This window comes from Haliscomenobacter sp., assembly GCF_965225875.1.
Taxonomy (GTDB): domain Bacteria; phylum Bacteroidota; class Bacteroidia; order Chitinophagales; family Saprospiraceae; genus Haliscomenobacter.
The window spans coordinates 25276-45242 of record NZ_CBDDBS010000001.1 but is presented as its reverse complement, the minus strand read 5'-3'; the positions used below and the strand labels follow the sequence as shown (position 1 = coordinate 45242).

The window sequence follows — 19967 nt, the reverse complement described above, 5'->3', positions numbered from 1 at the left end:
ACGAGAATGAACGAACTTTATGCTAAGGATAAAAATCTTGAAAATGTCTTTAACAATCGAATTACCAGTAACGGTTGAACAATCCCTGCGTAAACGTGCTGAAGGGCAGGGGGTATCGCTTGAAAATTATATTTCACAATTGCTGACTGAAATCAACATTGAAAATCCTAATTCGCAGCCCAAAAAATGGACAGAAACAGAGCTCTTAAGTCGGATTCAATTAAATGTTGATCCCCATGATTTGGAAGAATATTATCGACTTGGAGATCTATTTCAATCTGGAGAAATTACATCTGAAGAGCATGAAAAATTGTTGCAATTGAACGATCTCATTGAAATAGCTCATGCAGAAAGAATTAAGTATGTTATAGAATTGGCCAAGCTACGCAATCAAGCGCTTGAAGATGTTGTGATTGAATTGGGTATTAAGCGAAAAGTGGCATGACGGATTCATTGAGAAATGAAGTTCGTAAAAGAGCAAAGCATTGTTGTGAATATTGCTTTGCCCAAGAAATAATTTCTCACGACCCTTTTTCGGCCGAACACATCATTCCAAGCTCAAAAGGGGGCAAGGATGAATTGGATAATCTAGCTTGGTCCTGTCTAGGATGCAATTACCATAAATTTACGGCCACTATTGCTATCGATCTGGTTTCGGAAGAAACAGTCAATTTATTCCACCCTCGCAAAGACATTTGGGCAGAGCATTTCAAATGGAATGAAGATTATACCCAACTCATTGGTCTGAGTGCAGTAGGCAGAGCGACCATTATTCGATTAAAACTTAACCGAACAGGCTTGATCAATCTAAGGCAAATTTTGAGGACAGCGGGGAAACATCCACCAAATCTTTGATTTTTAAATTGTCTAATCGGACAATAGCCTCAGGAATATGGGAAAAATAACTATACTCCCCACTACTTTAACACATAATTTCAGGTATTTAATTTCCAAGCATAATAGATTGCCAAGATAACCCAAATCACCCACCCAAGCAAGCAAAAACTCCAAACTGCAAGCGCCACACCCACACATTCACACCCACACAACACACACTTTTTTCTACCTTTGCCGTTCAATATCCAAAAAAAGTCCGCATGACGCGTTTATACCTTTACGTTCTTATCCTCTTCAGCATCGCTATTGCCCTTGGTTCCTGCAACGACGACGAAAGCTTCACCACTGATGCCAATGCCAAGCTGGCTTTTTCTACGGACACCCTGCGTTTTGATACCGTTTTTACCCGGCGCGGATCGGCGGTGCGCTACATCAAAATCATCAACAACAACGACCAACCTCTTCGGGTCTCCAAAATATTTTTGCTCAACCGCGACAAATCGAAGTTTACCTTGAATGTAGACGGCATTCCCGGACGCGAGTTTCAGGACGTGGAGATTTACGCCAATGACAGCATTTACCTCTTTGCTACGGTAACCATTGACCCCAACGACCCCGTGTCGGTGAGCCCCTTTATTGTGGATGAAAAAGTGATTTTTGAAACCAATGGCAACGTACAAGAAGTAACCTTAGAAGCCTGGGGGCAAAACGCCAATTATTTCCCCAGCCGATTTAATGGTGGCAAACCTGTGGTGTTGTCTTGCCGAAATTCCGAAATCACTTTTAATGATCCCAAACCCTACGTGTTTTATGGAGCTATTTTTGTTGATAGCTGCACACTGAACATTCCCGCAGGTACCCGCATCTATGTGCATGGGGGCGTAGCCAAAAACGACTTGTTCGACATTTACAACGACGGCCTCATTTACGTGCTGCGCAACGGGCGTTTGAATGTAAAGGGCAGCAAGGAGAAACCCGTGATCATTCAGGGCGATCGCCTCGAAGAATCCTTTCAGGACGATGCCGGGCAGTGGAATGGGATCTTCATCGGGCGCGGCAGCCGGGGCAATGTGATTGAGTACGCCACCATCAAAAACTCCAACATCGGGGTGTATGTGGATTCTTCGGCGCAGTTGACCATCCGCAATTCCCGCTTTTACAATACTGCTGGTAGTGGCCTTTTGGCCATTCACAGTACAGTGACCGCCGAAAACTGCCTGTTCTACAACAACCAGGTGACTTCGGTGACCCTCCGCCACGGCGGCGACTACAACTTCACCTACTGTACCATGGTGAGCTACGGCATTCGGGCCTCGGCCCTGGGCATGAACAATTTCCGCTGCTACAAAGAGGATTGTAGTGTGGCCAATGTATACCGCCTCAATGCCAATTTCCGCAACTGCGTCATTTACGGCTCCGACCGCGACGAAATGGAATTAAGCGACGCCTCCCAGGGTCAGACGACTGGGATATTCAATGTGAAATTTGAAAATTGTGTTGTAAAGGTTCAAGACTTAATCGCCCGTGGTCAATTTGTCAACTTTTTGGGCGAAATATGTGATCCATGTATCAATGGCAAGTCGACCGATAAGGTCTTTAAGGATCCGAACAAAGATGATTATCGATTGGATAGTTTGTCAATTGCGTTGGACTACGGCAAACCGATCACGACTCCACGCGCCATTACGACCGACATTGAAAATGTGACACGCAACGCGCAAAAGCCCGATCCAGGTTGCTTTGAACGTCAACAGTGATCAGGCATAAGCCGACCATTGACGCCATGTACGTAATCCAGGCGGATTTCCAGGCCATTGTCCAGGGTGACAAATTCCTCTTTGTTGCGGGTTTCAATGTTGACGATGCGAACCTCGCACTGGCGCATATTGCCTTCAGGGGTTTCAAATTCTACCACTACAATTTTTTGTTGCGTGGCGTATGCCTCCAGTTCATCGTAAAAGTCGCAACTAATTGGCTTGTAGGGTTGCTTTGGATGCATAAGCGTTTCTTTTTTGTTGTTGACTGATGCCCCACGAATTACATTGGGGTGGTTTGAGATTTCTAAGATATGAATTTTGAATTGAATTGTCAAATCAAAAATTTGCCATGGCTTTGAATTCAGTAGAAAGGATATCGGTTTTGGGAGCAGGCTGGTTGGGCTGGCCATTGGCCAAACACTTACAGAAACTGGGTTACACGGTGAAAACCTCAACAACCACAGCAGAAAAGCTCGATTTGTTGCATGCGGAAGGGCTAAATCCCACTTTGTTGCAGGTAGACCAAGGCCAGGTTGAGCTCAGCGACCCTACATTTTTTGACACAGATCTGATAATTCTCAATATCCCTCCGTCGCGGCGTAGGCCCGATGTAGAAGTTTGGTATCCTACCCAAATTCGGGCGATTGTGGAATTGGCCAAGCAACGTGGCGTTGCAAAAATCCTGTTTGTAGGTTCCACCAGCGTTTATGGCGATGTCAATGCTGAAGTTACTGAAGACTCGGAATTAAAGCCTGATACAGCTTCGGCGAGAGCTTTGATTCAAGCTGAAAAAATTGTTAAAACCAATTATCCCAATGAAAGCTCCACCATCCTGCGCATGTCGGGTTTGGTGGGGGGTGATCGCAAAGCAGGCCGCTTTTTTGCTGGCAAGCGCGATGTGCCCGAAGGCAATGCCCCAGTCAATTTAGTTCACCTCGATGATTGTATTGGAGTAATTGAAGCGCTGATTCAGCAAGCAGCCTGGGGCAAACTGTACAATGTATGCGCCGATGATCACCCGCGCAAAGCCGATTATTACACCGCTCAGGCTATTTTGGAAGGTTTTGAACCACCCACCTTTTTGCCAGACGAGACACCTCGTTATAAAGTGGTGAGCAACGAGCGGGTGAGAAGGGAATTGGGGTATGTTTTTAAGCGAAAATTTTGAATGATGAACGATAAATGATAAGTGATGAATTCAGGCCTACTGGGATTCATCACTCATCATTTATCACGCATCACTTTTTTCTTACTTCTTCCACTCCGCAATCGAAGTTTCATTCATGCGCACGTAATCCTGGTTGTTTTCTTTTTTAGCTGCGGCCAGAGATTTCATCGCCACCTCGATGGCTTCTTTTTTGCGACCCAGATCAGCCAGGATCAAAGACTCTTTGCGTAGTGTCCAGAACTGTGGAGACATGGCGTTAGCCTTTTGAACCCATTCCAAGGCCTTGTTCAGGTCTTTTTTGGTATCATGGTAGTAGGCACCTGCAGTGTAATAATCGTTGGCAGAAGGACCACCCAATGTGCGGTCAATGCTGGCTTTGACCTTACCTTCTACGTCCACACTCAATGGCATGCTCACCTTGGTGTTTTCCCAAATGATGTTGATGCTGGCCTTGTCCATCGTTTGGTCATTGATGTCGATGGTGAAGGTTTCTACTTTTTCAGCAACTTTTTGTGGCTTCAAGGTCCAGGTTGCTACGGCAGTTTTGTCGCCATAACCACCCGAATTAGGAGTGTCGTAAGTAAAGAACATCACCTTCCACTCGCTGGCACCTGGAGTAGAGAAGATGGCATAATCGCCTTTTTTCACGGCCGTTCCACCGATAGTTACATCATCACCAAATGAAATCTTAGTGGCAGAGTTTGCACCAGTTCTCCACATGGTTCCAAAAGGTACGACAGCGTTTTTGTCGGTACCAAAAATAGTCCGGCCTTTGATACTTGGACGAGAGTACAACAAAGTTACATCGGTAAGACCAACTTTGGTTTTTACCTCAGCAGTTGGACTGGCTGCAGGTGTTTGGATTTGGGCATTCAGTGGCAAAGCAAGTGCTAAAGCCATGGAAAGGGCTGCAATAATCGAGCAGAACTTTTTCATAGTTACGTTTGATTTATGAAATAAAGATGGTAAAACAAAGTTGTGGTTTGCAAACGTTATATTCATCCATTTATTTTCAGGCAAAGGTAGTAGTTACACACCCTATGTGGTGTACCAGTGTAATTGTTTGTGCAAACCAAACATGCCAGACAAGTTTTCTGGTATCTCTTACAATTTAAGGTGGCAAAAAGTTTACGCCGCGGATTACTTAATCTATTTTAGCCCCCAAAAAATTGCAAAAAATGACCATCGCACTGATCGCACACGATAGCAAAAAGGTAGATATGGTTGGTTTTGTTCGTGACCACATCGATTTTTTTAAAGAACACGATATTCACCTTATTGCTACGGGCACCACTGGAGCTTACCTGGAAAAGGCCGGCCTGGAAATTGAACGGATGCTCAGCGGGCCTCTTGGTGGTGACGCCCAAATTGCCAGCCGCATGGTGGAAGGGAAAGTGGACATGATCATCTTTTTCCGCGACCCCCTGGGTAAACACCCCCACGAAGTGGATGTAAGTATGCTCATGCGCTTGTGTGATGTGCATAATGTCCCCCTGGCCACCAATCCTGCTGCTGGCCTGCGCTTCGTACAGTCCCTCCAACTCGAAATGGCAAAAGGAATTTAAGCATCTTGGACAGCCACATAGTGCTGCCCCAACGGGCCTTCTATTCCTTCGAGAAACATCGCCAACCCACGGGAATCCCACGATTTAAATCGTGGGTTATATCCGTGGGAGGCCACTCCACATACTCAACCCATGGCTTTAGCCGTGGGATTCTGTGTCGGAAGACACAGAAAAAGCCCTGCTCCTAGAAAGAAGAAGCAGGGCCCAAAATATAAAGCTATGAAAACTAAACTTGTAGGGTGGAAGATTGATTACTCTTCCCGGCCACCTTTCAGTTCGTCCTGATAGGTTTCCAGTTCTTCCCACTGACCAGCATCAGCCATTGCGGCTTGTTTGCCCCAGGTAGCAGGATCATGGATACGGAAACGAGGACCAGCCTCATCCAGAATGGCTTCCAGTTTTTCGATTGGAGCAGCTGCCAATTCCGCCCAGGTAGTAATTCCTGCAGCGTGCATCAACTCTTCGATTTTTGGACCGATGCCTTCAACCAGTTTCAGATCATCCTGCTTCACCTTTTTGCCGCTAGGCAGAGTGATGGAAGATGACTTTTTAGCAGCTGGTTTTGCAACTACTTCTGCAACTTCTTCTACCACTACTGGTGCAGATTTAGCAACAATTGCAGTCTCCAGAGGAAGGATGCTAACGTAGGTACGGTCTTGCTTGGACTTGGAAAAAGCCACTGTACCCGTAATTTGTGCATGCAGGGTAAAATCTTTGCCCATGTATACATTTTCGCCCGGGTGGAATTTGGTGCCACGCTGACGAACGAGGATGTTTCCTGCCTTAGCATACTGGCCGCCGAACAATTTTACACCGAGGCGCTTACTTTTACTGTCCCGGCCGTTGTCGGAACTACCGACGCCTTTTTTATGTGCCATGACTAATTGCTTTTAGTTTGGTTTAACCAGCGATGCTGTCAATTTTGATTTTGGTGAAAGACTGACGGTGACCGTTTTTCACGCGGTAGCCTTTACGTCTTTTCTTTTTGAATACGACCACTTTATCACCTTTCTGGTGGCCGATTACCGTTGCACTGACCTTGGCACTGCCAATGAAAGGCTTGCCAATTTGCACGGCGCCGTTTTTTTCAATCAATTGAACCTGATCAAAAGAAACTCCGTCGCCTGCATTTGCGTCGAGCTGGTGGACGAAGAGCTCCTGCCCTTCCTCAACTTTGAATTGTTGACCAGCTATCGTTACGATTGCAAACATGCTGAATGAAATTTTATTGCTTTTTGAAGAAATTGGGTGCAAAGATAAAGCTTTGTATGACATTGCAAAATAAAAAGCTAAACTAAATCAGGTCTTCTAACCTCAATTCCATTCTAATCCGCTCTCCGCTGCGCAGAATAACCATATTTATCTTTTTGCCCACTTTTCCCCTGAATTTGTACATCAAGTCCTGGAGTTTGAAAAAAGAAGCAGGCACTCCATTAATGGATTTGATTTCGTCACCAGAAACGATACCTGCCTTAGCTGCTGGGCTGGAAGGGACGATATCGAAAACAATAAACTTGGAAAGCCCCGCTCCCGAGGCGGTGACGAACAGCCCACTGCGGTCAAATTCAAATTTTTTCTTGAAATAGGGATTGGGCTGTACAAAAACACGATTGTGGATGTAATCGATAATGAGGGTGAAACGATCCAGCAATTGATTCCCTATGATCCCATTGCGCTTGTTCATGTAAGTACTGTCTTCAACATGGGGAATCTCCTGAAAATTGGTAAGTACCTCATTGAATTGGTGTTCAGTAAATTGCAAACTTTTGACCCGGCCCAGGTAGCCATAGATGATGCCACCCAAACCCCGCCCTAAAACGCTCCGGATTACTTTTTCAGGTACTTTAAGTCCTTCATTGGTATCCGTGTACAACAGCAGCGCAATACTGGCACCTGTATCCATCAATAATTTGGTTTGTATGGTGGTGTCGTTGCCCAAAGTGACGGGGGCGATCAAATAAGGCTTACTGCGGTGCATTTCCAAGGGGAATTCGGTGAAATGCCCTTTAGGCAATTGAAAAACCGCCGGGTCATAAAGCGTGATGATCTGTTTGTAATAATTGATTTTGACCACAAAGCGCCGAAAAAAATCTGCACCCAGGATGCCGTGGATGTCAATCCCGGAGAACTCGTCGAACTGAAAATAATCCTCTTCCAACACCAGAATAGAACGTTGACTGGCCCGCATGTCGCCAATGCGGAATGAAATACCCCTCACCAGATAGGCGTAAAGGGTTTGGCTTAAATCCGAACCGTAAATGGTAAATCGTTTTTGGTAATCGATTTGAAACAAATCGGTGATCTCACGCTTGGTCAAAATGGTGTTTTCTGCGCCAGTATCAAAGATGAATTTAAGCGGAAAGATGTCATTGAACATGACTTTGATGATGATGAAGTTGTTTTCGTATTCAAACGGAATGTCTACATGAGTTTGGTTATTGAGAAAAGTAAGGTCATTTCCTTGCCCTTTAACATTGATGAAACATCCAGTGTACAACAGGGCAAAAACAGCAAAGGCAATAGGTTTCATACAGTCAGGTTTAAATATGGGTTCCGAGGGTACAGGTTTCAAAATTCCAGGGTGTCCGGGACAAAATCCTAATGGACCAGAATAAAACCTTGGAACCGAAGAACCTAGGAACTTTGGAGCCCTGAAGCCTTGGAACCTGTTACCCTAATTTCGATTCACAATATAATTTGGTAAAACAAAATATCCCGAAAATCTTTTTGCCTATTCTTGGTTTTTTCATACTTATTTTAGACTTTTACGCCCGGTCAATTAGTGTAATGCACACACCAAGTTCGGGAAAAAACCTATCCCAGCAAATAAGCGCAGTTAAAATACGAAAAGAGATAATTGTTTATGAATCATTTGCAGTGAAAGAATCCCTACTGTGAAGTGGGTTTCCTATACACATGTCTTCTGAAAGGGAGGCAATTTTTGATGTAAGCACAATTTTTTTAACAAAACACTAATAATGTATGAAACTTAGAGTCGGCTATTGCTCGAGGTGGCTTCTCGCGGCAGTTGCATTTCTTTTGTGCAACTTCGCTTTCGCCCAGCGTACGCTTTCCGGTAAAATTACGGACAAAAGCAACGGCGAAGCGCTCATTGGTGCCAACATCCTCGTAGTAGGTACCAGCACAGGTACAGTTACCGATTTCGATGGGTCTTATACCTTGGAGGTTCCAGCAGGTGCAACCGAACTGGAAATCTCTTACACAGGTTATACTACTCAAAGAGTAACCATTGGTAGTGCTAGTACCTTGGACATTACCCTTGCTGCTGGCCAATTGCTGGACGAAGTGGTGGTAACAGGTTACGGTACAGCGAAAGCTCGTGAAGTGACGAATGCGGTTGTAACCGTTAAGGCTAAAGACTTTAATGGCGGTAACGTAACCAGTGCGGCTCAATTGCTGCAAGGTAAGGTTGCTGGTCTGTCGATTGCACGTCCGGGTGGAAACCCCAACGAAGGTTTTACCATTCGTTTGCGCGGTTTGTCTACCCTTGGTGCCAACAGCTCACCACTCATCGTAATCGATGGGATCATCGGTGGATCTTTGGACAACGTTGACCCCAACGACATCGAAAACATCACTGTACTGAAAGATGCCTCTGCGGCAGCGATCTATGGTGCACGTGGTGCAGCCGGTGTTCTTTTGGTAACGACCAAAAAAGGCCAGACTGGTAAATTCACGGTAGATTACAACGGCTTTTTTAGCTCAGGAAGCAGAATGCGCTCATTGCCAGTAATGACTGCTGATGAATGGCGCGAAATTCCTTCTTTGAACATTCCTGCCAGTGTAAAAAGTACGTACGCAGACCGTGGTGCCAGCACTGATTGGGTGGATGCGATTTCTCAAAATGCTATTGGCCAAACCCACAACTTGTCGATGGGTGGTGGTACACGGGATGGCAACTACCGGGTATCTTTCAACTATCGCGACAACGAAGGCGTACTACGCACAACTGGTCGTGAATCATTAAACGGTCGCTTCACGTTTACCCAAAAAGCATTGGATGATCGCCTGCGCATGACCGCGAATTTGTCGATTACCAACACCAAGGCAAACTATGGCTTTAATGACGCCGCACGTTATGCTTTGTTGTTCAACCCAACTGCACCGATCAAATCGGATGCTGCTGCCAACGCACGTTATGGTGGTTACTACCAGGAATTGTTGTTTGACTACTTCAACCCAGTAGCGATCCTTGAGCAAAATACCAATGAAGGAGAACTGAACAACTTCTTGGGCAATTTGCAAGTTGATTTTGATCTGGCTAAAAATTTGACCATTTCTGGTTTCTATTCTCGTCAACGCGATAATCAGTTTAATGGCCAATACATCAGCCGTCAGTCTTTGTTTGGTCAGGGCGCTGACCGCAAGGGGGTTGCGTCTCGTAACTATGGTCAACAAACTACTCAGCAGGCTACATTTACGGCTACTTTTGCTAAAGAATTTGGTAAACTTGATCTCCGTATTTTGGCTGGTTATGATTACACAAGTAACGATTTTCAAGGCACTGGGTCTAGTGCGTTCAACTTCTTGACGGACGTATTTACTTACAATAACCTTGGGAATGCTTTGTCTTATTCTACCGGTGAAAGTTCCGCTGGTTCTTACCGTAGCGGTTACCAAAACGTAGCAACATTCGCTCGTTTGAACCTTAGCTTCAACGACGCTTACAACTTTATGGTGAGCGTTCGTCGCGAAGGTAGCTCTCGTTTTGGAGAAGGAAACAAATATGCGGTTTTCCCTGCTTTTGGTTTGAGTGCTGATCTTGTGAAGGCAATGGGTCTGGATTTTGCTGATGCCTTGAAACTGCGCGTGAGCTACGGGGTTGCCGGTAACCTGCCTGGTTCCAGCTTCTTGTCCTTGCAGCGTTTCGGCCCACAGGGTCGCTTCTTCTACAACGGTGCATTTGTACCCAGCTATGGCCCGGTATCCAATGCTAACCCTGATTTGCAGTGGGAGCGCCAGGCTGAGTTGAACGTCGGTTTGGACTTCTCTTTCATGAACTACCGTCTGAACGGTTCGCTCGACTTCTTCAACCGTACGACTAGTGATCTTTTGGCTGAAGTTGCTGTTCCTGTTCCACCAAACCTTTTCCCAACTACCTGGGTAAACTTGGGTGAAATGCAGAACACCGGTTTGGAATTGGCGCTGAACTACAACGCGATCAAGAAGCAAAACTTCACTTACAACTTGGGTTTGACTCCAACTTTCTACTTGTCAAATAAGTTGGTTTCTTTGTCTAAAGGTGATTTCTCCTTTGGTAAAGAATTGTTCCTGGCCAACGTAGGTTCTCCTGGTTTGAATGGTACACCAATGATTCGCGCTGCTGAAGGTGGCAACATTGGCGACTTCTGGGGACCAATTTACGATGGTGTTAATGACAACGGCACCTGGAAATTCAAGGATTTGAACGGTGATGGCACCATCACTCGTGATGACGAAACCAAAATCGGCAACGGTTTGCCAAACATGGAATTGGGCTTTAGCAACAACTTCACCATGGGCAGATTTGACCTGAGTGTGTTCTTCCGCGGAGTATTTGGCCACGACATGATCAACTCTTACCGGATTTTCTACGAAACCTTGAACACCTTGACCTGGAACCGTGTTAAGACGGATGATTATTACAATACTAAGTTGACAGATGGTGCCAAGTTCTCTAGCTACCAGGTTGAAAAAGCTTCTTTCTTGAAGTTGGACAACGCTTCTTTGGGTTACAATTTCAACCTGAAGCCTGGCAGCAGCATCACTAAGCTTAATGCTTATGTGACTGGTCAAAACTTGTTCGTGCTGACCAAATATAGCGGCTCTGATCCAGAAATGCGTTTGGCCGACAGCGAGCAAGGTGGTGCTAACGCCATCCTGTCTCCTGGTATCGACCGTCGTAATACTTACTACATGGTGAGAACAGTTACGTTTGGTGTTAAAGTAGGTTTCTAATCTAGCTCTTTTAAAGCGTGATGCCAACGGTGCATCGCGCTTTAAATAAACACTTTTTTATCAGTTGTACATTAGTTGTCATTCCAGTAAAAAACTAATCATTTTGAGAACTATTTTGAGTTGAAATGATTTCAGTTTGGGTATGAAACTTTGTGTACTTAATCCAATTAAAATCAATTGCAATCATGAAAAAATATTGGTTTAAGGCTTTATTAGCGGGCCTTTTCGTGATCGCGTTCAACCAATCCTGCTCTGATCTTGAAGAGAAGTTGTATGATCAGGTGAAAGCGGATGAATTCTTCAAAAATGACGAAGAATTTATTGCAGCATTGGGCGCAGCTTATACCAACCTTTACGGGTTCCAAAACCACGGTAGTTACATGTCTTTGCAGGAAGTATCTTCCGATGAAATCATGATTCCTCAGCGTGGTGGTGACTGGTTTGACGGCGGTATTTGGTTGAATGCACACCGTGCAGAGTTCAACCCTCAGGATGAGCCAATCAGAAATGCTTGGAACTTCTTGTTCGGTGGGGTGAATACTTGTAACCGTTTGATCTTCCAATTCCAGGATCTGATCAACAAAGGTGCAGTTGATCCTGCATTGGCAACTCCATTTATTTCTGAGTTGAGAACCTTGCGTGCCTTGTGGTACCTGTGGTTGGTTGACAGTTATGGTAACGTTCCAATCGTAGACAGATTTGACGTTGAGCCAGGTTTTGCACCTACCAATGCTACCCGTGCACAGGTGTATGCGTTCATCGAAAAAGAATTGAACGAAAGTGTACCTAGCTTGAGCAAAGCAGTGAATGCTTCTACTTATGGGCGGATCAACTACTATGTTGGTAAAGCGATCCAAGCTAAGTTGTACCTCAATGCAGAGAAGTACAAGGGTACTGCCGAATGGGACAAAGCTGCAGCTGCTGCTGACGAAATCATCAACTCTGGAGCTTACTCTCTGGAAGCTGATTATTTCAGCAACTTCAACAGCAACAACGCTGGTTCTAAAGAAAGTATCTTTGTGATTCCTTACGATCAGGTAAACGCACAGGGTTTCAACCTGCCACAGATGACCTTGCACTATGTAAGCCAGGAAACTTTCAGCCTGCGCGAACAGCCATGGAATGGTTACTGCTCATTGGCGGAGTTCTACAACTCTTACGACAACAGCGACAAACGTAAAGGGGTATCTGGTAACCAAAAAATCCGTGGTAACTTCCTGGCTGGCCAGCAGTTCAAAGCGGATGGTGTAACTCCTGCTACTGATGGTTCTGCTGATGACGCAGACGGACCAAACGTAATCTTTACGCCTGAGATCAACGCTCACTTCCCCAACTGCCAGCGTCAAGCAGGTGTACGGGTAGGTAAGTTTGAGTTCCCACAGGGTGCTACTCCAAACCTGAGCACTGACTTCCAGATTTTCCGCTACGCAGATATCCTTCTCGTGAAGGCTGAAGCACTGTGGCGCAAAAGCGCTGGTGATGCAACTGCTTTGGCGTTGGTTAACCAGATTCGTGCTCGTGCAGGACAACCAGCTTTCGCTTCATTGACTGCCGATAACCTTTTGGCTGAGCGTGGTCGCGAAATGTTCTTCGAAGCATGGCGTCGTTCGGACTTGATCCGTTTCAACAAGTACGATGCTGCACGCCAGTGGAAACCAGCGTCTCAACCTTGTAAGCAGTTGTGGCCTATCCCACGTCAGCAGATAGACGCCAACAAAAATTTGAAGCAGAACCCTTGCTATTAATCGGGTTTTGATATAAAGCCTTCGGCTTTAAAAAATGGATGCAGGTGCTATGTGCCTGCATCCTATTTTTTTGTTATTTTTGGTTTTGATTTTGGGCGACCACAGAGGGTCGCCATAATTTTGGGCGACCACAGAGGGTCGCCGCTACGGGATGCCTTACCAATTATTTTTACACGACCGCGATTTTTTCACCATTCACTATTCGCGGTATGGCACATCAATTCAATCCAAAAAAACACCATCGTCGATCGATTCGCCTGAAGGGGTATGATTACGCCCATCCCGGTGCGTATTTTATTACCATTTGTGTACAAGACAAAAAACATCTATTTGGGGAAATTCGGGAAGGGCAAATGTTCCTGAATGATGCTGGGGTAATGATTGAAAAATGGTATTCCGAATTGGCATTTAAATATCCCGATAAAAAATGCCATGAAATGGTCGTGATGCCGAATCATTTTCACTGTATCATCGAAAATTTTGATTTTGCACAATCCCAGGCCCGGGGCACCCACGTAGGGGCGCCCCTACGTGGGTGCCCCGGGCCGGACGGTGGGTGCCCCGCCCCGGAAATTGGGTGCCCCGCCCCAAACGTACACGGGTATCCCCACACCAACGAACATCCCCACCCCCAATACGGCATACAAAACCAAAAATTCAATGCCACAATTGGAGACGCAATGGATTGGTTCAAAACGATGACCACCAATGAATACATTCGTGGGGTCAAACAATTTGGATGGGAACGATTCAATCGAAAACTCTGGCAACGCAACTACTGGGAACACATCATCCGCCACGAAACTGCCTACAACCACATCGCCCGTTACATCATCAACAACCCCAAAAACTGGCACGAAGACCGATTTTACTAAAAATAAAAAAGCCACCTGGCGCACTCCGCCAGGTGGTCCCATTTTCGCACACTGATTATTGCCATGATAAATATATCGTAGGGAAGTTGAGGAGTTTAGGCTACCGCGAGCGATTTTGACAAAATCCTTTTGTAAGTCGCTCGCGGTAGCCTAAACTTCTAAACTCCTCAACATCTCAACTCCTCAACTAAAACCGGATTCCCGCGCTCAAAGTCAGCACATTGTTCCGGCCTGTAGTATTCGCAAAATAGTCAGACATCCCAATTTCGTAGTTCAGGTCCACAGTCAGGATGGTGATGTCCATACCCAAACCGACGTTGGCACCCCAGGAGAAAGTTTTGAGGTCATCCTTGCTGAAGGGGATTCCTGCTTTTTCATTCACCGCCAGGATCATTGTTGGAGTCACCCCCCCCTTCAGGTAAAGGTTGAGCAATTGTTTTCTGCCAGTGATGTCGAAGCCGATGTTTACAGGCGCTTTCAACGCCTGAATGGTCGTTTCATCCTTAAAGTTAACCTGGGTATCGGTATCGATGTCGTTGACCAAACGAGCCGTATAGTTGTTGAAATGTAAACCAGGACTGAGGAATAATTTTTTGCCACCAACCCGAAAATCTACACCAGCATTCCAGCCTACTTTAGCAGCTGCCTGCAAGTCGCCCAGATTGCCATCAACTGCGGAAAGATTTACACCCACTTTTGGGTTGATTACGGTGTTGTTTTTTTGGGCTTGGGCGTTAAAGGTTGAAAAAGTCACCAGCGTCAGGACAGCTACTATTGCTTGCAAAGTTCTCATTGTTATCGTTGTTTTTTGGTTTTGAAATTGAATATGCCCCTAGAACGTTTGAGGGATTTTATTTTAGCATTCCAGAATGCCACTTAAACATAACTTTAATGTTTCCTTCAGAAAACCTTAACAAGTGACGAATTTCCCGAATGACGAATGACGAATTGTTGGTGCGTTACTTCTATTCGTCATTCGTCACTTGAATTATTCGTCATTTTTCATCAGGGACAAGTTGTCAGCCGCGGTCCTTTAAAAGGATACATTCGCCCGATGAAACTTTTGTCTTCTACCGAAAGCTGAAAATTCCAGCGCACTTCAAATCCATCCAGCGTCAATTGTTTGGGCACAGAATAATGCATGATGGACAATGGATCGTAGCGACAGAACTGAGTCTGGCTGCTGCTGTATTTGCGAAAGAGGTTTTGATCCACATCCTGCCGACTCCAACCCTGGGTTTGCGCATAATAGGTATAGACCTTTTCGACATCCCACTGAATGTTTTGTAAGGGATTTTGGTGCTCATGGATCAAACCCAGGGCATGCCCAAACTCATGGAGCGTAGTGCGCCGGATTTCATAATCAGGCGTCCGGTCGGTGAACCAGCCAAAATTCATCGTTTTGGACAAAGAATCCAGGTACAAGGCATCCCGCCCCATGTACGACCAGGAGCCTTCCCTAGGATTTAAGCCAATGCGAATTTCCGCCTTTCCCCTGCGTACAAATTGCAGGCGCACATTGGCATACAATTCCCATTCTCGCGCTGCTTTTTCGATGCGCAAGCGCAAGGTGTTGCTCAAACTATCCATGAATTTTACGCGAATGACTTGCCCAACGGTCCACAGTTTAGTGCGCAGCGCTGCTACTCCCTGGTTGGTTTCAACCTTTAGGTCTTTTTCTACACAAGTGTAAATGGCGTTTGGGTCATTGCTATTGAGGTTGTTGGTTTCTTCCAACAAGACATCAATATTCTTGCCAGGATCTGACATCAACTCACAAGCGGTGCCGATAAAACAGATGGCCAAAGCAAATATCCAGGGAGCAAAAGCAGCGATTCGATTTTTCATGGTGTTGTTCTGGTTGGATGAACGATTCATTTGATTGATGCATCAAAGTTCGATCAATCCAGGGCGCCAAACATCACCGCAAAACGGGAGGAGGGAAATATCCTCAGAAATGAGGGGGACTTACCAATGCAGTGCTTCAGGGAGGGCTTGAAATAAATTCTGCCACTTGGGGTCGGTTTTACTGGCAATTAATTTGATGGCGTACCAAACCGAGGGGTGTTGGTGTGTTTGAATATCTTCTTGAATTTCTTTCGTTAAAATTTGTTGTAAAACAGGGAGGCTCTCCTTTTGATCCAGGCATTTATCATAAGGGCTTAATAATCCAAAAAACGTTTGTTTGCTTTTAGCATTTAAGGCTTGATGGAGTAAATGTAGCCTTTGGTAAAAATATTTTGCAGCAGCCTTTCGAGCTTGTAGCAAAGTGTCGCGGTCGTTGAGTTGTAAAATTTCAAGTGTTTTTGCTGCTTTGAAATAATCTATGGTGCCCGGATTGGCCAGGATTTCAAATTTAAATGAAGGAAAAGTGAGCACGAAAAAATCGCTAGGGTTTTCAACTCTTGGGTTGATAAAAGCACCATGTACGTGCAATGGTTTAGTCCCTCTTGGAATGTCAATCAAATTTCCATCGGTATCAAACACTGCAAAAGCATCCAGTTTATAAGCGGTATTGCATTGCTTACATGCCAATAGGTAATTTCTCCAAATGAAGGCCAGTTCCGGGAAAAGACTTTTAGGGTAAATGTGTTCAATGTCATTGGCTTCGTTTTGCTCGCAATAGTTGCAAACTTCAACAGACACGCACATTTGTTTGAGGGTGGATACTATTTCATCAAAAGCTATTTTTCCTTTTTTTGATTTTTTCTTACCGTTCCATAAGGTTTCAGCTTTGCCCACTTTTGCATGGAAAACGGGCTCAGAATCTACCTTTATTTGAAGTTGGTTTAAATGCTGATCGGTATCAGCCGACAGCGTTCTAGAAACCAGTTGGATCATCCGTACTCAGTATTTTTTGGAGTTTGAGTCGTTCTTTTTCTTCAGTTGGTTTGATTTTCCCCAAGGCGTAGAGCATGTTCAAACGCCCCAGTCGTTCCAATTTTTTATTGGATTGGGTCGAACGCACCGTGTTTTTTCCAAACAATTCAGTACCATATGCATCCAGAATATTGCCATATACCAGACGGTCTTTTTCAATTCCGGTGATTTCTTGCGCCTCACTATCGGTACCCGGTTTTGCCAAACGCCAAATGCTCCCTTTTTCAGCTGCCCGGCAAACGAGTGGACTATGGGTCGTCACAATGAATTGCAATTGAGGAAAATACTTGGTGAACCAAAAACCTATATCTACCTGCCAGGAAGGGTGCAGGTGGGCATCAATTTCGTCGATGAGCACTACACCAGGGAGATTGATTTCCATCTTGCCCTTTTCAATGTCGGCAAAAACGGCTTGGGCACCGTAAACGCGGACGAGTTGGCGGATGAGCTCGAAGGTGAGGCTGAGAATGGAACGGTAGCCGTCGCTGAGTTCGAGGATTTGAATTTGGGTGCCATTACCATCTTTGAAGATAATTCCATCTTTGTCAATACCTTCAATTATAGAATCATGCGGGAGTAACTTACTTTCGTTGATAAATCTGATTAAGTTATTATAGATAATGGTATTGTCTTTGCCATTTCCAGGTTTTTCAAGCTCTTTTAGGCGTTTATAGTCAAGCTCCTTTACCCATTCGATAGCTTCAGTTAATGCAACATCTTCCCCAAATAGACTTAAATGTGCACCTAGCCTTGGAAAAGACTTGAAAATCCTATCGTTGTCAGGGCTGCCCCCTGAAAAACGTCTAAAAGGGCCATATGCTGCCGAAAACCAACCATTTTGACCCCATCTTTTGTAGATTGGCTCTTTACCATTACCCACGTGAAAAAGGGCAATCGTGCCATCTGGAATATCTTCTGTTGAAGTTGGAGAATTATATTTAAGATTGGTTGCTTTTAAAAATGTTATTCTACTGATTAGTTGATCTAGATCTAGAAACTGGTCTTCTTCCTCTTGTATTTCACCATCCAATTCGAAATTTCTTATGAAAGAAATCGAAACTACTCCGAAGTCCGCCTCGGAGTTAAGCCAACTATCGGTGGCTACTCTTAATTTAGGGCCATCTTGGACACCCAATAATGCATAACATATTGCTTTTAGAATTGTCGATTTCCCACTCCCATTGTCCCCAATAATCACATGCCAACCCGCCGGATTAGGAAACTCCATCTCCAGTTTTTTGATTGAGCGTATATTTTCCAGACTTACTTTTTGCACGTACATTCTGTCGCTATTTGAATCCGCGTTAATCCGTTTCATCCGCATCATCCGCGTTGCCATTGTTGTCGCTTTGGGAAAAGCTATCTGCGAAGCGCCGAAGACACCTTCAAAAATACATACTTTTTACAATTGTTGCAGCCTTAGTCAGTAAGTCATGCGGTGCATCCCGGTAGAAAAGTAAGCCCCATGAGTACAAAACCCCAAAAACTGGCTTATCCCCATACCATTAACCCTCAAAACAAAAACCTATGCGCCAAATCCTTACACTCTTGATCGCCGTATTCTCCCTCAGTATTCAGGCTCAAAAAGACTGCTCAATCCAGCCTTCCAGCCACACCCCCCTCATCGACTTACAAGGCCAAAATTACCGAGGTTACCTCGGCGGCCTGTATGCCAATGGCCGCAACGAACGCCCTGCTGCCCAGCTCCGCACGATCCAGCAGCAAATTGCCCAGGTAAAACCCCTGAATGTCCAGGGGCAAAGTGATGCCAAAGGAAAAATTGTGATGATAGGAGTAGGTGCTTCCAATCCCCGCACCGAATTTGAACGCTTCAAACAAAAAGCAATGGCTTTTTCTGGCATCAATCCCAATTTGGTACTCGTCAACACTTGTATCGGTGGCCAAGGGGTGCAAAAAATGAACGATGCCACCGACAATTATTGGCAAAGCGCTACCAATACCCTAAAAAGCAGTGGCCTGAGCGACAAGCAGGTGCAACTCGCCTGGGTGGAAACCGACAACACCCAAACTGGCGACACCCTCTTCCCTCGCGCACCCCTGCAACTGATGGAAGATTATCGCCTGCTCTTGGAAGTCCTGCACGACAAATATCCCAACCTGAAAGTGGTGTATTTTTCAGCTCGGGCTTTTTCAGGCTATGCCACGCCAGTGCCGGGCGGGGTAGGGAAGGGGCTACTTTTTCCAAGGGATTATTACTCCGGTTGGGCGATCAAATGGCTGATTGAGAATGCCGATCAACAAAAGCCGGGATACATTACCACCGGGACTGCAGCCAATATTCCCTACGTCACCTGGGGTTCTTACCATTGGAGCAATGCCAGTTTGCCGCGCAGCGATGGGTTTAAACTGGATTGCCAGACCGATGTGGGCGAAGACGGCCTGCACCTGACCAGCCTGGGGGAAGATAAAATTGGGCAATTGATGTTTGACTATTTTCAAAAAGACCCAACGACGCAGGCCTGGTTTTTGAAATCAACCACCACGCCAACCTTTTCCATCACGAATGACTTGCCTCAAATTCAGGTTTACCCCAATCCAATTGTTGAATCCTTACACTTACGCGTGGCACAACCACTTTCGGAAGTTACCCTAACCCTCCGCAACCTGCAAGGCATCAGTGTGTGGCAAAAACGGGGAGATTTGAGCACAGAAAACGAAATCAGTGATTTACCGAACCTGCCCGCGGGGATTTACTTGCTGGAATGCCGTTGGGAACAGGAGCGACGGGTGCTGAAGGTTTTGAAAGGCTAATCCGCTACCACCGTCAAGCCCAATGATCCCCATTTGACTCCCTGAGCACCCCCTTCACAATCCAGGCGGATGTTGTCAAAAATCAGGCGGTCACCTATTTGGGCCTTGCTGATCAATTGTTGAGTACTCGCGTTTATTGGTGCACCAGGATTGCAGGTGGCCAGAGTACCCAATTTTTTGTTCAACAAAAACAAATTAAACCCCCGCACCTGGCAGCCTGTTTGGTATTTGAAACCGGGTGCGGACTGGTCCAATACCTTTAACTTTTGTAGGGCGGAAAAAGTGATGTCTGCTTCGACCGTAGCGACGGGCAACAGGAGCCTGTTGTAATTCGCTGTTGGAAAAAAGAGAAAAAGGAAGCCCAGGCAAAGCATGGAATGACGGAGTAGCTGGAGTGGGTTGAGCATTGT

General features: G+C 45.5%; 19 protein-coding genes. 9 read left to right on the top strand and 10 right to left on the bottom strand.

All coding sequences use genetic code 11. The features are described from left to right. Positions 1-43: 43 nt before the first annotated feature. The 3 genes from ACO08K_RS00165 to ACO08K_RS00155 all read left to right on the top strand — a co-directional run bounded on the left by ACO08K_RS00165 (position 44) and on the right by ACO08K_RS00155 (position 2594). Positions 44-445, top strand: a complete 402-nt coding sequence (locus ACO08K_RS00165) for a hypothetical protein (RefSeq protein WP_421794355.1) — start codon at positions 44-46, stop codon at positions 443-445. Then, positions 442-855 carry an HNH endonuclease gene (locus tag ACO08K_RS00160; protein WP_421794354.1) on the top strand — a complete coding sequence of 138 codons (414 nt, stop codon included), beginning with the start codon at positions 442-444 and terminating at the stop codon, positions 853-855. The genes ACO08K_RS00165 and ACO08K_RS00160 overlap by 4 nt, the downstream gene beginning before the upstream one ends. Positions 856-1097: 242 nt before the next feature. Next, on the top strand, positions 1098-2594 hold the full coding sequence (locus ACO08K_RS00155) for a right-handed parallel beta-helix repeat-containing protein (protein WP_421794353.1): 1497 nt from the start codon (positions 1098-1100) through the stop codon (positions 2592-2594). Here ACO08K_RS00155 and ACO08K_RS00150 read toward each other — a convergent pair. Continuing rightward, positions 2585-2836, bottom strand: a complete 252-nt coding sequence (locus ACO08K_RS00150) for a hypothetical protein (RefSeq protein ID WP_421794352.1) — start codon at positions 2834-2836, stop codon at positions 2585-2587. The two genes, ACO08K_RS00155 and ACO08K_RS00150, sit on opposite strands and share 10 nt — an antisense overlap. A gap of 107 nt (positions 2837-2943) precedes the next feature. On the opposite strand from ACO08K_RS00150, the gene ACO08K_RS00145 reads away from it, so the two are divergent. Beyond that, positions 2944-3762, top strand: a complete 819-nt coding sequence (locus ACO08K_RS00145) for an SDR family oxidoreductase (protein ID WP_421794351.1) — start codon at positions 2944-2946, stop codon at positions 3760-3762. A gap of 81 nt (positions 3763-3843) precedes the next feature. Here ACO08K_RS00145 and ACO08K_RS00140 read toward each other — a convergent pair whose 3' ends face one another. Beyond that, the gene (locus tag ACO08K_RS00140; protein WP_421794350.1) at positions 3844-4698 is read right to left on the bottom strand and encodes a DUF2911 domain-containing protein; all 855 of its coding nucleotides are present in this window, start codon (positions 4696-4698) and stop codon (positions 3844-3846) included. 242 nt (positions 4699-4940) lie between these two features. Between ACO08K_RS00140 and ACO08K_RS00135 the strand changes: the two genes are divergently transcribed. Beyond that, positions 4941-5327 (top strand): methylglyoxal synthase, encoded by a 387-nt coding sequence (locus ACO08K_RS00135; protein ID WP_421794349.1) that lies wholly within the window; start codon positions 4941-4943, stop codon positions 5325-5327. Positions 5328-5578: 251 nt separating this feature from the next. Here the strand turns inward: ACO08K_RS00135 and rpmA are convergent, their stop codons facing one another. The 3 genes from rpmA to ACO08K_RS00120 all read right to left on the bottom strand — a co-directional run bounded on the left by rpmA (position 5579) and on the right by ACO08K_RS00120 (position 7857). Beyond that, entirely contained in the window at positions 5579-6205 is a 627-nt protein-coding gene (gene rpmA / locus ACO08K_RS00130) for a 50S ribosomal protein L27 (RefSeq protein WP_421794348.1), read from the bottom strand. Positions 6206-6227: 22 nt separating this feature from the next. Then, entirely contained in the window at positions 6228-6539 is a 312-nt protein-coding gene (gene rplU, locus ACO08K_RS00125) for a 50S ribosomal protein L21 (RefSeq protein ID WP_421794347.1), read from the bottom strand. 82 nt (positions 6540-6621) lie between these two features. Beyond that, positions 6622-7857 (bottom strand): aspartyl protease family protein, encoded by a 1236-nt coding sequence (locus tag ACO08K_RS00120; protein ID WP_421794346.1) that lies wholly within the window; start codon positions 7855-7857, stop codon positions 6622-6624. A 452-nt stretch (positions 7858-8309) separates the two neighbouring features. On the opposite strand from ACO08K_RS00120, the gene ACO08K_RS00115 reads away from it, so the two are divergent. The 3 genes from ACO08K_RS00115 to ACO08K_RS00105 all read left to right on the top strand — a co-directional run bounded on the left by ACO08K_RS00115 (position 8310) and on the right by ACO08K_RS00105 (position 13905). Next, positions 8310-11285 carry a SusC/RagA family TonB-linked outer membrane protein gene (locus ACO08K_RS00115; protein ID WP_421794345.1) on the top strand — a complete coding sequence of 992 codons (2976 nt, stop codon included), beginning with the start codon at positions 8310-8312 and terminating at the stop codon, positions 11283-11285. Between the two features lie 185 nt (positions 11286-11470). Next, positions 11471-13030 (top strand): RagB/SusD family nutrient uptake outer membrane protein, encoded by a 1560-nt coding sequence (locus ACO08K_RS00110; RefSeq protein WP_421794344.1) that lies wholly within the window; start codon positions 11471-11473, stop codon positions 13028-13030. Positions 13031-13239: 209 nt separating this feature from the next. Further along, the gene (locus ACO08K_RS00105) at positions 13240-13905 is read left to right on the top strand and encodes a transposase (RefSeq protein ID WP_421794343.1); all 666 of its coding nucleotides are present in this window, start codon (positions 13240-13242) and stop codon (positions 13903-13905) included. 187 nt (positions 13906-14092) lie between these two features. Here ACO08K_RS00105 and ACO08K_RS00100 read toward each other — a convergent pair whose 3' ends face one another. The 4 genes from ACO08K_RS00100 to ACO08K_RS00085 form a co-directional block, all read right to left on the bottom strand. After that, the gene (locus tag ACO08K_RS00100; RefSeq protein ID WP_421794342.1) at positions 14093-14698 is read right to left on the bottom strand and encodes an outer membrane beta-barrel protein; all 606 of its coding nucleotides are present in this window, start codon (positions 14696-14698) and stop codon (positions 14093-14095) included. A 212-nt stretch (positions 14699-14910) separates the two neighbouring features. Next, positions 14911-15753 (bottom strand): M12 family metallopeptidase, encoded by an 843-nt coding sequence (locus ACO08K_RS00095; RefSeq protein WP_421794341.1) that lies wholly within the window; start codon positions 15751-15753, stop codon positions 14911-14913. A 120-nt stretch (positions 15754-15873) separates the two neighbouring features. Beyond that, positions 15874-16746, bottom strand: a complete 873-nt coding sequence (locus tag ACO08K_RS00090; protein ID WP_421794340.1) for an HNH endonuclease — start codon at positions 16744-16746, stop codon at positions 15874-15876. Then, complete coding sequence (locus tag ACO08K_RS00085; RefSeq protein WP_421794339.1) at positions 16727-18124, bottom strand: AAA family ATPase; 1398 nt, start codon at positions 18122-18124, stop codon at positions 16727-16729. Before ACO08K_RS00085 ends, ACO08K_RS00090 begins: the two co-directional genes overlap by 20 nt. Before the next feature lie 188 nt (positions 18125-18312). Here ACO08K_RS00085 and ACO08K_RS00080 point away from each other — a divergent pair, with 188 nt between their 5' ends. Next, the gene (locus ACO08K_RS00080) at positions 18313-19557 is read left to right on the top strand and encodes a T9SS type A sorting domain-containing protein (RefSeq protein ID WP_421794338.1); all 1245 of its coding nucleotides are present in this window, start codon (positions 18313-18315) and stop codon (positions 19555-19557) included. Here the strand turns inward: ACO08K_RS00080 and ACO08K_RS00075 are convergent. After that, entirely contained in the window at positions 19554-19964 is a 411-nt protein-coding gene (locus ACO08K_RS00075; RefSeq protein ID WP_421794337.1) for a hypothetical protein, read from the bottom strand. The two genes, ACO08K_RS00080 and ACO08K_RS00075, sit on opposite strands and share 4 nt — an antisense overlap. Between the last annotated feature and the right edge of the window lie 3 nt (positions 19965-19967).